Genomic DNA, 13,644 nt, shown 5'->3' with positions numbered 1-13,644 from the left:
ACAATGAATTTAGGCCGCATTTGAGTTTAGGAATGAAAACACCAAACCAAGTGCACAAAAAAAGCCAGGAGCAAAAGCTACTGGCCTTCATTTAAAACCGTCAACGTATTTTAGGACGGGACAAACCCATTGCACTAACTAGTAGGCATAATGTATGTATCAATTAAAAATAAATAATTTGTCTGAGCAAGAGTTTTTAAGCCATTTTTGGCAAAAAAAGCCGCTTTTAATCAAACAAGGTTTTGCAGACTTTCAAGACCCACTTGATGCTAATGAACTTGCCGGCCTCGCAATGGAAGAAAGCATAGAGTCGCGTATTATCACTAATCATAAAAATGATTGGCAAACCTACCAAGGTCCATTTGAAGACTTTGAGCAGTTAACAGACGATCATTCTACACTGCTCGTGCAAGCAGTTGATCACTGGCATAGCGAAGCTGCGCAACTACTAGAGCCATTTAGATTTATTCCAAACTGGCGCATAGATGATTTAATGATCAGCTACTCAACGCCTAATGGTGGTGTTGGCCCACACTTAGACCAATATGACGTGTTTATTATTCAAGGCGAAGGCAAACGTCATTGGCGCGTAGGGCTGCCCGATCCAACCCTTAAGCAGTTTGCTCAAAACAAAAAATTACTGCAAGTAGAAGCATTTGAAGCCGTAATTGATTGCATATTAGAGCCTGGCGATATTTTATATATTCCACCAGGGTGCCCTCACGAAGGTTACGCCGTAGAAAACGCGCTCAATTATTCAGTTGGTTTTAGAGCGCCAAATCAACAAGATTTATTATCGAGCTTTGCCGATCATATTATTGATACCGAAAGCGGCCAAAAACGTTATACCGATCACAACATCACACTAAGAAAATCTAAAGGTGAACTTACAAGCCTTGAAGTTGATAAAGTTAAAACACTGATGGCAGCACTTTTAGAAAATGACGATTTATTTAAACAATGGTTAGGCTCAACACTTAGTCAGCCCAAACATGAAATGGATTTAGCGCCAGTAGAGCCTCCATTTACGTCAGAGCAAATAAGCGATGATTTAAGTGATGAAGAAACAGTGTTTGAACGCTTAGGCGGCACACGCGCTATTTATCAGCAACTCGATACAGAAGTTTTACTAAGTGTAAATGGCGAAAATTACGCTATGCCGCTAACCGACTTAGCGGCGGTAAAACTACTTACCGATCATACTGAGTTTGAAACTTCAGCATTAAATTTAACAAATCCAAGTTTAGTTTTTACTCAAACTTTTACTACACTTGTTAATGAGGGGATCTGGTTTAATATAGACCACGAGTAATAATGCCAATTATATTAATAATGATGAGCATTTTTCAGCGTAAAATATGATGTATACAGGTCAGTTAAAATTTTTAATTTTCATCTGATATTGGCATAAATAATTTTGCTGTGATTGCTTACTCATTCTAATTAGGTATCAATAGGAGTTTGCAATGGGCTATCTGGTTGATAAGGTTGAATGGGATATAAAAAAAGATTTGCTACAAAAAATTCGAGAGCGAGTTTTTGTTTACGAGTTACATATCCCCAAACACATCGAATTTGATAGCCTAGATAAAATTGCATTACATGTACTTGTTACAGACGATGCAAACTGCCCAATAGCAACAGGTAGATTATGTAAAGATGGCTTGATCGGCAGAATAGCTGTATTACCTGAGCACCGTAATCGCAAAGTATATACATCGCTTCTCAACTTTATTGTAGAATTAGCGTCAAACCAAGGTATTGAAGAAGTAAGCATTAATTGTATTTTAAATGAAGTAGAGCGTTTTAAGCGAAATGGCTTTATTCAGCAAGGGAATGTATTTATGGAGGCGGGAATTCCTAGGCAACGTATGCAATGCCCTGTTTCAGCGTTTAATACAACCCCCTTCACACTTCTCCATTAGATAAAGCAAAGGGCAATAAATAAGCTATCACCCTCTACTTTTTTACTTAACCCAAACTGTCGTTACTTTGCCTCATTTGCCCACAGCGGTTCATTATCATACATTTCGTACAAGCCATGTGCTCTATTTATAAGTAAGTTAGCAAAGTCTACCTGTGTTTTATCACGCGCGCCTGTACTCATAATCTGATCCGCTTTTAATTGCCACTGCAAAGAAAAGTAACGCATTGCATCACGAGCATCTGTAGCTGCACTTACCTCAGCATGATCTGTAGGTAACCGCCCTGTTACTACCCAATATGTTTTACCGTTCTGTGCTTTAAATTTCCACATTGCACAAAGTGGTGCTAAAAACCGACTGTCTTTATCAACTACTGATTTTGGCATAATGCCCTTTTCGGCTAAATGCTTTTGCGCTGTTTGAAAACATTCGCGTTGCCACTGCATTCTTTGCTCATCAGTTATAACTTGTTCTTTTGCTGTTAACGGCTTTTTTTCTTGTTGCTGCATTTTTATTAACCTTTTACTTCTTTTTTAACACTCTAAGGGCTTAGTAAATAAGGTGCAAGTATAAAACGCTCATTTGCACCTTAAAGCGCTCTGTTTGCTGTGTTTTTAGCCAAACTATTATTTTATATTGTGATCAAACGAACCCACATCACCCGGAAATACTACTGGCGACTCAACACCGTCTTTACTAACAGACGCTACACCAAAGTAATAATTATCAATCACTACGTTTTTAAGTGTGTACTGTGAAACCTTACCAACGTATTTACTAAACTGCCATTGCGGCTCGCTCGTGTAACGCCAATAAATTTTATAGCCAGCAATATTTTCATCATTGCTTTGTTGCCATGAAAACGATGTATCAGCTGTAACAGCTCCCTTTATTTTAACTTCTTTTGGCGGTGCGGGCGCCCACGCCATAGATGCCATAGTTACCGCATTAAGTGAAGTTAACTTAGCTGTATAATCAAAATCAACGCCTTCAATTGTATCGCCATACTCAACGCCATTTTCAGTGCGTAAATCTTGATGCTGACGATCGTAGTGCTCGTTAGTTTCCATAATACGCACGGCTGCAAAACCTGCATCATTAAATGGACGATGATGCCCACCACGGCCAAATCTATCTAATCGATATACAAGCATTGTATCTAAGTTAGGAATGTATCTGTCAGCAATAGTATCTATGTAACGAGCTAAATTTCGACTCGCCGAATCAACTTCACCACCCGTAAAGCGGCGAGTATTGGCTTGCTCTTTTGTTTCTACAACACGGGTACCTTCTGAAAATATACGCGCAGTTGTATTATCAGTTACCCCATTAATACCGGTAATATTGCCAATCATATCGTTGTTTAAAACGCCATGAACTTGCCAGTCATGCTTTTGCGCATAAGCCGTTAATATTTTTCCACCAAACAAACCCTGCTCTTCGCCCGAAAGCGCCGCGTAAACTACCGAACCATTAAATTTGTATTTACTTAAAACACGAGCAGCTTCAATTACTCCCGCCACACCTGATGCATTATCATTTGCCCCAGGTGAATCACTCGTAAAGTCCATAACATCACTCACACGAGAATCTATATCACCCGACATAATCACCATGCGATTAGGCTCACTTGACCCTCGTTGAATAGCCACAATGTTAACCACTTCAACAGGATTAGGAATGCGCTTTTCGCCCGATATAGTGTCCTTTACTTCAATAATTTCCAGACAACCGCCACACTGCGCGGATATTTTTTCAAATTCATTTTTTATCCAACGCCTAGCCGCACCAATACCTCGCGTATCCGATTTAGTCTCTGAAAGCGTATGGCGAGTACCAAAATCCACCAGCGTTTGAATGTCACTACCAATACGTGCGGCTGATACTTGAGCTGCTATGTCATGTAATTTTTGCTGTTCTGTGTATTGTAGTTGCGTTTCACTATGTGCTGATAATGCAAGTGTGCAGGCACCTGCAATTGCAGTAAATTTAAGTAACGTTGTTGTGATTTTCAAAGGTGTTTTAAGCATCTATTAGCTCCTAATTATTATAGTGTAACCATTACTTAACTAAGATTTTATGGCAATACATTTGAGGTAGATGCAGAAAGGAGCACGCTAAAGCGCATTCACAAGAGGTTATTAGGATAGTAGAAAGCCCACTACCATTTATAGGTACTGGGCCAAAATTTATTATGCATACTTTTAATGAGTGGTTTTAATATCAAATTCTTTCAAAAAGGCCTCATGTCCTCCTAAGCTTGCAAGCACACCAGCAGAAAACATAAATATTAATACAAATGCTAAACAGCTCAAAAACTCCGAACTATTTTCAGGCTTAATATAGTAGTTAAGTAAAAAACCACTCAACACACCTATAAAAGCTATTTTGCTAAATAAAAAGTAACTTGGGATCTCAAATGCCCAAACTGAGGTATTGTTTACAAACTGCCTATATCCATACGTCATAAAAGCCAACATACCAACAATACTAATTGCAAAAGTAGACACTGTGGTTAATACGCTCATTTTTGTATAAATAAGCACATACCCTAATCGTAAAGAATAGATAAATACTGCAAACCACGCTAAAACAGCAGGCCCTAAAATCAATCCCATTTCCAATCCTTGAATAACGTCTAAGTAATTAATTGCTAATACAATATTATATTTAGAGGTTAAATTACAAACCTTGTTACACAATAATCTATAAAAAAATGCGATTTTCGTGGCACACTGTAATTGTGTATACATTAATAGTTTAAGTTATGCGTCAACTAAAAGAAGATACAATTACAAGTAACCTTATTGAGTCGCAGCAAAGCGCGTACGGCCCCGTATGCGTGTATCAAAATAAAGAATACCGTTGGTTAACGCTTGCACAAAAAACCAATGAAGACATAACAATTCAAGGCGTTATGAACCTTACGCACCCAGAGCAAGTAATAGTACCTGTAAACCAATGTATGTTGTTATTTTTACTTAAACCGGTAGATACACTAAATATATTAAATTTAGGTTTAGGCACTGCAGGGTTTGAGCGAATTATGTATCACTTGCAAAGTAGTACGCCTTACATAAACACCATCAATACATTTAACACGGTAGAAATAAACCCAAGCATTGCCTTAATTGCTGCCCAGCACTTTAAGTTACCAATTAAGCACAGCACCTATTTACAATGCGCCGAGCAATATATTACCCAATGCACTGATCACTTTAACGTAATCACTATCGATATTTTTAGTGGTGAATATCATCAGCCTTTTTTAACCAGCGATAGCTTTTGGCAAAATATAAATCGCTGCAGTGAGCAAAATACGCAGGTAATCATTAATTTAAACCCACAAACTGGCCAAGAGCTGCAAATACTTTTAGTGCTTTTAAGGCGACATTTTAAGTGCTTAGCGATAATAGAGTTTAACGAATACAAAAATATAGTGATCATACTAAGCCAGCATACATTAATGCATATAAACATTGATGAAATACAAAACTCACCTGTGTTTATAAACTTTGCGCCAGACCTTTATAAAAGTATTAACAGCATTTACCACATTGAATAAAACGCTTTATCGACCAGGTTCATGTTTTTCATAGCACGGTAAGCTTGTTTCTAACTTCTCCCAGTTAGCTTTAGACGTAACAAAATTATGCGATAAAACCTGCTCAGTAATATCGGTATCGAATATTCCTAACCGAATTCGTATTCTGCTTTTGTCATCATTATTGCTACTGTAAACAGGCGAGCCACAACATCTACAAAAATAACGTGTGCGCCCTGCTTTAAAACTATACTCGCTAAGTAGTGCCTGCCCTTTGGTTATTGTAAAGTCATCTGTATTTACAAAGCCATTGGTTGCAAATGCAGTCCCGCTGTTTTTTCTGCACAGTGAACAATGACAATGAATAATGCTGGTTATACTGCCCGACACTTCAACGTTTACTTCACCACACAAACACGAACCCGTATACATATAACATCCTAACTATTAAATTATTTTTATACTCAGTTAAAATTTGCTGAGTTGATTTTATAAATACAATAACAACATTATATTTCTCAAGCTCTATTAAACCATAACTTTTGTTTTAGTGATTGACATAAAAACATTAAATTGGTTACATAACCTTTACTTTAAAGTTATAGCCAAAACAATAATTGGTTAACCAAAAATATCTAAACTTACTGAGAGCCAATTATGCATTTTAAACACATGTCACTTTTATGTTTGTTAAGCGCGTTAGCGTCGTGTTCAACCATTCAAAAAAATACATCGAGCGATTGGCTGCTTATTGATGACTTTGAAAATTCACTTAGCAAGTGGCAAAGTGTCGATACCCAAAATGAAACTAAGCCACAGGTTAAAAATCCACAAATAACAGTTATACAATCAGAACAAGCATCTGCATCAACAAATCATTATTTACTCAAAAAGCCTGCGGCTGAGGGCATTGTAGGAAATCGTAAAGCGCTTTCTTATACAAAACTTCCACAAGCGGTTGAAGTTGGCGCCACCTACACATTTTATATGCGTATAAACGTGGCTGCGTTTCCTAATAACCATGCTTTTGGATTGAGTAACCTTTCTCCAGCGCTAATAAATAAACATGCGTACGATGCGTTTGAGCCAACACTTCGCGTAACCGATAAAACAGAATCAAACGGGTTTGTAAACGATGGCGCTTTAATGGTTAAAACCGACAGCGGATATAGCAACATTCAAAACTACACTACAAACCAGTCAGCTAAACCTCTGCAAACAAATACTTGGTACGACGTATGGTACGTTGTTAATAACGCAGCAGCCTCAGAGCAAGGTCAGCAATATGATGTTTACGTAAAAGGGGGTGAATTTAGCAAGCAAACACTGGTATATAAAAATGCACAATTTAGAATGAAGCGCGAACAACCTCTTATATACTTTTTAGCAAACTGTAATACAGGCCCAATTAAAAAGCCTTACGGAAATGGTGGTCTCAGATATGACGATTTATACATGAGCGAAGGAATAAACCTAAGTAACCCAACGCAATAAATAAGAATAATACTCATAATTAGTGCCCTACAAACCTGCATTTAAAAATACTTAAATGGTATGATACTCGTCATTATTTGCCATTTAAGTTTTTAAAATGTATCGATTATTTGAAAAAATGACAAAAGCATTTCCTGAGGACCAACCCACTCAGCCGCCTTCTACTTTATTTGCTTTTTGTCGCCACTACACCAAAGGAATGGAACTGTCGTTGCTGCTTATGTCAATCAGTGCCGCCATGCTCGCTATTTTAGAGGTTTCTTTATTTAGCTACATGGGCCAACTTGTTGATTGGTTAACGGCCTACACGCCCGAAACCTTGTTTGTAGAGCAAAAGTCAGAGCTTATTAAAATGGCTGTCATGCTGTTATTAGTATTGCCCATTGTTGTCTTTTTTCATTCTGCTATTTTGCACCAAGCATTGCTTGGCAATTACCCTATGTCGATTCGCTGGTTAGCGCATCGTTATTTACTGCGCCAAAGTGTTAGCTTTTATCAAAATGAATTTGCAGGAAGAATAGCCACTAAAGTGCTACAAACCTCTTTAGCCGTTCGCGAAACAGTGACCAAACTACTCGATGTATTAATGTACATAGTGGTTTATTTTGGCTCAATGGTATTTTTAGTTGCCGAAGCTGATTGGCGCTTAATGATCCCTTTATTAGTTTGGTTGGTTTTATACATTTGCGTGCAACTTTACTTTGTACCACGCCTTAAAAAAATTGCCAGCTCACAAGCCGATGCGCGCTCAGAAATGACTGGTCGTATTGTTGATAGCTACACCAACATTTCAACTATTAAATTGTTTTCGTATACCCAACGTGAAGAGCAGTACGCAAAACAAAGCATGGATGTATTTTTACAGCCTGTGTACAAGCAAATGCGCTTAGTAACCAGCTTAAACTTTGTTATTCAAAGCTTAAATTACCTATTAGTATTTTCGGTTGCCGCTGTATCACTTTATTTATGGTCACTTAGTGCAATTAGCGCCGGCGCCATTGCAGTTGCTGTTAGCTTAGCGCTCAGATTAAACGGTATGGCGCAGTGGATCATGTGGGAAATAAGCAGCTTGTTCGAAAACATTGGCACCGTAGCCGATGGTATGAAAACACTGTCAAACCCTATCGAAGTTGCCGATAAACCAAACGCTGATACGCTTAACGTAAGCCAAGGTGCTATTGAGTTTAACAACGTACACTTTAACTACGGCAAAGCTGCAAACGAGACTAATCGCAGCCCTGTAATGAACGGTTTAAACTTAAATATTAAACCTGGTGAAAAAATTGGCTTAGTCGGTCGCTCTGGCGCGGGTAAATCAACACTTGTTAACTTATTACTGCGCTTTTACGATACCGACTCTGGAACAATAAAAATTGATGGGCAAAACATCACAGACGTAAGCCAAGAAAGCCTACGCCGATATATAGCCATGGTAACGCAAGATACCTCCTTGCTTCATCGTTCAGTAAAAGACAATATTTTGTACGGTCGCCCCGATGCAACCCACGATGAGATGGTCAACGCGACCAAACAAGCTAAGGCGCTTGAGTTTATAAACGACTTGGTCGACAGCAAAGGTAATAAAGGCTTTGATGCACAAGTGGGCGAACGCGGTGTTACGCTTTCAGGCGGTCAACGCCAACGTATTGCTATTGCACGTGTACTACTTAAAAATGCCCCCATACTTATACTCGACGAAGCCACCAGCGCACTCGACTCAGAAGTAGAAGCCGCAATTCAGGCAAGTCTTGATGATTTAATGACAGGCAAAACAGTAATCGCGATAGCGCACAGGCTCTCAACCATTGCACAAATGGATAGATTAATTGTACTTGATGACGGCGGCGTAGTTGAGCAAGGCACTCATGAACAATTAATTGCTAAGGGTGGAATATACGCAGCACTATGGGCACACCAAACAGGCGGGTTTATAGGCGTCGATTAACCATTAATATTACCTTACGGTAGAGGTAGTTTTATTCTGCTTCTACTTTAAACAAAAAAGCGAAGATGCCTTAAAGGCTCTTCGCTTTTTTTATCGTTATAAATAAATTTTATAACTTTTTTATAAATTAAGAGATTAGTCTTAACCCTATCATTATCAGCATAACCACATTAGCAAGTACGCCGATTAAAAAGAAGTAACTACGTGGGCTTGGGTTTTTCTCCGTTGCTATAGCGTAGTACAGCGCCATGTGAATTAAACGCGCAATTAAATACACCCAAATACACATTGCAAAAATCGGGCTTTGATAATTAATTACAAACGCAAATAACACCGTACCTATAAATAATGCACTGTTTTCAAGCGTATTATGAAACGTACGATGTGCTCTAAATATAAAGCTGTCGTGCGATAAATTCTCGTCAATTTTACCTGGTACAGCATTTGGTTCTTTAGCTTTGCTAAACGTAGCCACAGCCCACTGTACAAGCAACATAATTAAATAGAGGTAAAATGCCAAATAGGCCGAAAGTGCAACTTCAGTCATTATTAAATCCCTTGTTTTGTTTTTAACTTAGTATTGATTGCAATTTTAAAGCCTAAGTTAATACACTGATATTCAAAGGGTTAATTTAATAAGCCTAATTACATATGTAAGTAACACACAGCATTGTATAAAATTTACTTGTTATAATTTTAAAAAATAACATCAAAACTAAACTGTATACTGCTGGGTTTACTCCGATCTAAAAAGTTTAAACTCTTCAAGCGAAGCATCCCATAACGCTACCTGATTACGCCCCAAGGACTTAGCCTCATAAAGAGCTAAATCAGCCTGTTCAATCAACTCAGAAGGTGTTCTTGCTTTAAATTTTATAGACGTAACCCCAAAGCTACACGTAACAGGAATATCATCAAATGTCGCTTTTTCAACTTTAATACGAATAGCCTCAGCTATACGTATTGCTTGCTCTTGAGTTGTGTTGGGCAAAATAATACAAAATTCTTCGCCACCAAAACGGGCCACACTATCACTTTTACGTATATTAGCTTGTAAAAGCTCGGCTACGCCACAAAGTACTGTGTCGCCAATGCTATGCCCATAGGTGTCGTTAACGCTTTTAAAGTGATCAATATCGACCATTAAAATACAGTACTCTTCAATCTGAGGTAAATCCAAAAAGTCGCGATTCATAACCTCAAATAAAATACGACGGTTATAACAATTGGTTAAAGGGTCTCTTGCTGCCAAATAGTCTAACTCTTCATTACGTTTTTTAGAGGCAATAAAGCTTCTATAAACCAGTAATACAATAGCTAAACAAGCGGCTAATAAAAATGCGAGCGCAATACTGGCGTATTTATTCTTTGAAAGCTCTAGCTCTGATATAACTCTAGCTTGGGCGGCGATTTCAATTTGATTATTTTTCTTTTCAAGCTCAAGCTGATGGCGTTTTTCTTTTTCTCTTAACGTCTCAAGCTCTATTTCCATTTTGTACGAATGCAAATGTGCTTTTTCAAGCGCCAACTTATCTTCACTTCTTTCATTTTGAATAATATCGGTTAGGGCTATTTCTTCTTCTGCATAACGAAGTGACTCTTCTATACGACCACGCAATTTTTCTGCTATTCGAATTTCACGATAGGCATATAGCATATGTAATTTATCATCTATTTCGGTTGATAAAGCGAGTGACCTTTTCAGTAAAGAAATCGCCTCATTTGTATCAATACCAATTAAAATGCCCGCAAGCGCAGTAAGCGACTTTATCTCATAAAGTTTACCACCTGTTTCTCTGGCAAACGACAATGACTCTTTGTAATACTCTATAGCCTTGTTGTTATTTCCTTGGGCACGATAAATATTACCAATAATACGTGCTGTTGTAGAAATGTACGATGTAAGGTTTTTGTTTTTATAAGTGATATAAGCTTTTTTAGCATATTGCATCGCTGATACTAAATCGCCAGATTCGAGGTTAATAACAGCCATTTCTCTTAAAGCTGAAGCGAGCGTTTTTTCCTCGACCATACCTTTTGGCAAATCGATAGTTATTTGATAGAAAAATTCGGCCTGATCAAACTGCCTTAATCGTGTATACACCAGTCCCATTTGATTTGATGTTTTAGCAATCCCAAGCATGTTATTTACTTTCTTATAATATAAATATGCCTCATTTATATGTTCAAGTGATTTTTCATAAAGATTAATATGACGATAAATAATACCCGCCCCTAGTAATGCTTTAGCAAAGCCAACAGGATCGTCAATGTCTTTATGTATTTCTAATGCGTGAGTGGAGTAATCAAGGGCTAAAACTAAGTTATCTAAATAACGGTGTGCTTCTGCTAGTGTATTTAAAGTACGCGCCATTAGCTTTAAATCACCTAAACTTGTGTATATTTCTAAAGCTTTTGTATAAAAGTGAGCCGTTTGCTCTCTATTTTTGAGGCGTTTGTACGACTGAGCTAATTTTTTATACGTTTCACCTAACTGTCTTTGTATTAATTCGTCTTCGTCAACAAGGTATTTTAAAGCAGATGTATATTGCGCGTTCGCGTTATCGTACTTTTTTTGCCCATAAAACGAATCTCCCTTAATAAGTAGCACTTGCGCTATAAAAAAGTCATCGCCATACACAAGGGTTGTTGGTAATAAAGTTTCAATGCGGGTAGTAAGTTCGTCATAACGTTTTTCTTCTAATAATATATTTATATAATTAATAGACGCCTTTATTTGGTTTCGTGAATCATTTAATTTGCTGTAGTAAACAGAGGATTGTAAAAAGTGCTCGAGCGATGCATTAATATTGTTATTTTTTTTATTCGCCCTACCTAGCAAGTTATGTAGCTTTGCGCTGAGTAACATGTCATCAGCACTTTGCGCTTGTGACAACAACGACTTACTTAGTTCAATACTTGTTATAACGTCAGTATCTATAAGTAATTCAGCTCTTTTAAGCAGCCCTGCATTAGATTCGTTAGTTAAACTGTATGAGGTGGTTTCTTGTGCGTAAGCGCTGTTTAAGCTAACAAACAAAGCAAAAAGCAAAGCTTTCACTAAAAATGTAAAATTATAAATTCGCTTTACAATGAAACTATGTATTTGCGAAGGTAAATCCATATTTCGCTTATGATTCAAGTAGGTATAAAATTCCATATTTACCATTTTAGTAATTTATTATTAATACAATTCAAAAGACTGGTGATAAAATATACAAACCGGCGCAATACATCAAGTATTGCTGCTATATGAATACTTTTAATTTATAATTTTAGCATAATTATGCATAGAGCAAGCCTAACTTCTTAGTTTTAGTGTAACTAACACAATTCCATGATCAGTACTTAAATCATCACGCTCAAATTCGGGGTTTATTAAGTGACGATCATAAGTATTATACTCAATCACCTCAAAAAAACTGCCAAGGTAGCTGGCATCAAACTCACAAGATAATAAAATATAATCAAGCACGGAGCTGCTCGCGCCATAATAATGTGTTGGTGATCTTAAAGGCATAAGCTTAGTTGCATTAACATTTTTTACTTCGTTTTCATCAGCTAAATCAAAAATGCCATTGCTTTCACTATCGCTTATTTCATCGCTAGTCATTGCCTCACCATTAAATAGTTCATCTTCGTTTAGCTGCGACTTAACAAACAAATCCCATGAATCATTTAAACAATATTTAGCGAGGTAGGTTTTAGCATCAAATGCAGGCGCAAAGCGTAGCGTACTCGTCAGTAAATGGCTTAATACGCCATCCGCAAGTTCATTATTAAAGTCCCCCATTAATAGCATGGGTTGTTGCGTAGCTTCGCGACGAGCAATCATTTGTATCATTAGTAATGTAGCTTCACTGCCACGCTGAATAGTTGAGCCCCATCCACCCGCTACATTCGCTTTTAAAATTTCAATTATGTTTTGCTCGGGTGTAAGCTCTTTATTATGTTCATCAACATTAATCATTGGGCGCTTAGATTTAAAATGCACCACGTAACAATCAGTATTGCCTATATGCGGCAGCGTTATAGTTGCTCTTAGTACTTTACGACTAAAAGTAAACTCACTATTAAGGCCAAGCGCATTTGCAAGCTCACTATCGTGCTCAACCGCTGCTACTTCAAATATGGGGTATTTAGAGGCGATTGCCACTACAGGGCGTTTATAAATAAAGTCATCAATCACCTCTGGCGTATCAACTACAGCAAAGTAATTATAACCTTGCTCGCCTACTAGCTCTTTTAACGAGTCAATACTAAACACTTCCTGAAAACCAATCACATCAGGGGCATGTTCTGTTAAATAATCAACAATCCAACGCTGCTTTTTAGCCCACTGCTGCGCGGAATAAATTTTCTCAAACTCATAGTATGCATTGGGCGGCTCGAGATAGTTAAACAGGTTAAATGTGGCTATTTTTAGTTGGGTGTTAATAATTCCAGATTCATCACTTTTTAAATCTGTATCTAACTGTTTAAGATATTGATTGCTGATGGGGTTCGCCTAAGTAAAGTTGAAAGTGTTGCCTGCTTATAAACTATCATTTTATTAAATGTTTACGTAATAAATCAGCCAGCTTAATTGTAATTTTATGCACTCTTTTATTCTATACCAATCCGCAATAATACTTAATCATTTTGCGGGGCTAAACGTGTCGCTACCTGTGTTAAAAAATTCTCATTTACGACTGCATGGATGCAGAAGGTAGAGCAATGCAGGAGCAATTGCCGAG

At 37.5% G+C, this 13,644-nt stretch carries 12 protein-coding genes; 5 read left to right on the top strand and 7 right to left on the bottom strand.

From position 1 onward, the window contains the following. Nucleotides 1-154: 154 nt before the first annotated feature. A complete protein-coding gene (locus H5120_RS19825; protein ID WP_182671572.1) occupies nucleotides 155-1,312 on the top strand; it encodes a cupin domain-containing protein in 1,158 nt (385 codons plus the stop codon). Between the two features lie 154 nt (nucleotides 1,313-1,466). Beyond that, nucleotides 1,467-1,925 (top strand): GNAT family N-acetyltransferase, encoded by a 459-nt coding sequence (locus H5120_RS19820; RefSeq protein ID WP_182675859.1) that lies wholly within the window; start codon nucleotides 1,467-1,469, stop codon nucleotides 1,923-1,925. Nucleotides 1,926-1,987: 62 nt separating this feature from the next. On the opposite strand, the gene H5120_RS19815 is transcribed toward H5120_RS19820, so the two are convergent. From H5120_RS19815 to H5120_RS19805, 3 genes are all read right to left on the bottom strand, one after another. Beyond that, nucleotides 1,988-2,434: a DUF4826 family protein gene (locus H5120_RS19815; protein WP_024594685.1), complete on the bottom strand. Its 447-nt coding sequence runs from the start codon at nucleotides 2,432-2,434 to the stop codon at nucleotides 1,988-1,990. Between the two features lie 117 nt (nucleotides 2,435-2,551). After that, on the bottom strand, nucleotides 2,552-3,955 hold the full coding sequence (locus H5120_RS19810) for a M28 family peptidase (RefSeq protein WP_182675858.1): 1,404 nt from the start codon (nucleotides 3,953-3,955) through the stop codon (nucleotides 2,552-2,554). 174 nt (nucleotides 3,956-4,129) lie between these two features. After that, a complete protein-coding gene (locus H5120_RS19805) occupies nucleotides 4,130-4,543 on the bottom strand; it encodes a hypothetical protein (RefSeq protein ID WP_182675857.1) in 414 nt (137 codons plus the stop codon). A gap of 149 nt (nucleotides 4,544-4,692) precedes the next feature. Here H5120_RS19805 and H5120_RS19800 point away from each other — a divergent pair, with 149 nt between their 5' ends. Then, entirely contained in the window at nucleotides 4,693-5,490 is a 798-nt protein-coding gene (locus H5120_RS19800; protein WP_182675856.1) for a hypothetical protein, read from the top strand. A 6-nt stretch (nucleotides 5,491-5,496) separates the two neighbouring features. On the opposite strand, the gene H5120_RS19795 is transcribed toward H5120_RS19800, so the two are convergent. Continuing rightward, on the bottom strand, nucleotides 5,497-5,901 hold the full coding sequence (locus H5120_RS19795) for a GFA family protein (RefSeq protein WP_182675855.1): 405 nt from the start codon (nucleotides 5,899-5,901) through the stop codon (nucleotides 5,497-5,499). Between the two features lie 225 nt (nucleotides 5,902-6,126). Between H5120_RS19795 and H5120_RS19790 the strand changes: the two genes are divergently transcribed. Further along, nucleotides 6,127-6,963, top strand: coding sequence for a hypothetical protein (locus H5120_RS19790; protein WP_182675854.1), 837 nt, complete (start codon nucleotides 6,127-6,129; stop codon nucleotides 6,961-6,963). 97 nt (nucleotides 6,964-7,060) lie between these two features. After that, on the top strand, nucleotides 7,061-8,908 hold the full coding sequence (locus H5120_RS19785; protein WP_182675853.1) for an ABC transporter ATP-binding protein: 1,848 nt from the start codon (nucleotides 7,061-7,063) through the stop codon (nucleotides 8,906-8,908). Nucleotides 8,909-9,035: 127 nt separating this feature from the next. Here H5120_RS19785 and H5120_RS19780 read toward each other — a convergent pair whose 3' ends face one another. The 3 genes from H5120_RS19780 to H5120_RS19770 form a co-directional block, all read right to left on the bottom strand. Further along, a complete protein-coding gene (locus H5120_RS19780; RefSeq protein WP_182675852.1) occupies nucleotides 9,036-9,455 on the bottom strand; it encodes an MAPEG family protein in 420 nt (139 codons plus the stop codon). A gap of 189 nt (nucleotides 9,456-9,644) precedes the next feature. Next, nucleotides 9,645-12,032, bottom strand: coding sequence for a diguanylate cyclase (locus H5120_RS19775; protein WP_182675851.1), 2,388 nt, complete (start codon nucleotides 12,030-12,032; stop codon nucleotides 9,645-9,647). 177 nt (nucleotides 12,033-12,209) lie between these two features. Further along, nucleotides 12,210-13,313 (bottom strand): endonuclease/exonuclease/phosphatase family protein, encoded by a 1,104-nt coding sequence (locus H5120_RS19770; RefSeq protein ID WP_182675860.1) that lies wholly within the window; start codon nucleotides 13,311-13,313, stop codon nucleotides 12,210-12,212. Nucleotides 13,314-13,644 lie beyond the last annotated feature (331 nt).

Source organism: Pseudoalteromonas sp. SR43-2 (assembly GCF_014163885.1).
Classification (GTDB): domain Bacteria; phylum Pseudomonadota; class Gammaproteobacteria; order Enterobacterales; family Alteromonadaceae; genus Pseudoalteromonas; species Pseudoalteromonas distincta.
The sequence above is the reverse complement of the archived record's forward strand: the minus strand, read 5'-3'. Positions and strand labels throughout refer to the sequence as shown.

Coding starts and splice junctions, on each gene's coding strand:
- H5120_RS19825 (WP_182671572.1), top strand. CDS start 155: ATGTATCAATTAAAAATAAATAATTTGTCTGAGCAAGAGTTTTTAAGC.
- H5120_RS19820 (WP_182675859.1), top strand. CDS start 1,467: ATGGGCTATCTGGTTGATAAGGTTGAATGGGATATAAAAAAAGATTTG.
- H5120_RS19815 (WP_024594685.1), bottom strand. CDS start 2,434: ATGCAGCAACAAGAAAAAAAGCCGTTAACAGCAAAAGAACAAGTTATA.
- H5120_RS19810 (WP_182675858.1), bottom strand. CDS start 3,955: ATGCTTAAAACACCTTTGAAAATCACAACAACGTTACTTAAATTTACT.
- H5120_RS19805 (WP_182675857.1), bottom strand. CDS start 4,543: ATGGGATTGATTTTAGGGCCTGCTGTTTTAGCGTGGTTTGCAGTATTT.
- H5120_RS19800 (WP_182675856.1), top strand. CDS start 4,693: ATGCGTCAACTAAAAGAAGATACAATTACAAGTAACCTTATTGAGTCG.
- H5120_RS19795 (WP_182675855.1), bottom strand. CDS start 5,901: ATGTATACGGGTTCGTGTTTGTGTGGTGAAGTAAACGTTGAAGTGTCG.
- H5120_RS19790 (WP_182675854.1), top strand. CDS start 6,127: ATGCATTTTAAACACATGTCACTTTTATGTTTGTTAAGCGCGTTAGCG.
- H5120_RS19785 (WP_182675853.1), top strand. CDS start 7,061: ATGTATCGATTATTTGAAAAAATGACAAAAGCATTTCCTGAGGACCAA.
- H5120_RS19780 (WP_182675852.1), bottom strand. CDS start 9,455: ATGACTGAAGTTGCACTTTCGGCCTATTTGGCATTTTACCTCTATTTA.
- H5120_RS19775 (WP_182675851.1), bottom strand. CDS start 12,032: ATGGATTTACCTTCGCAAATACATAGTTTCATTGTAAAGCGAATTTAT.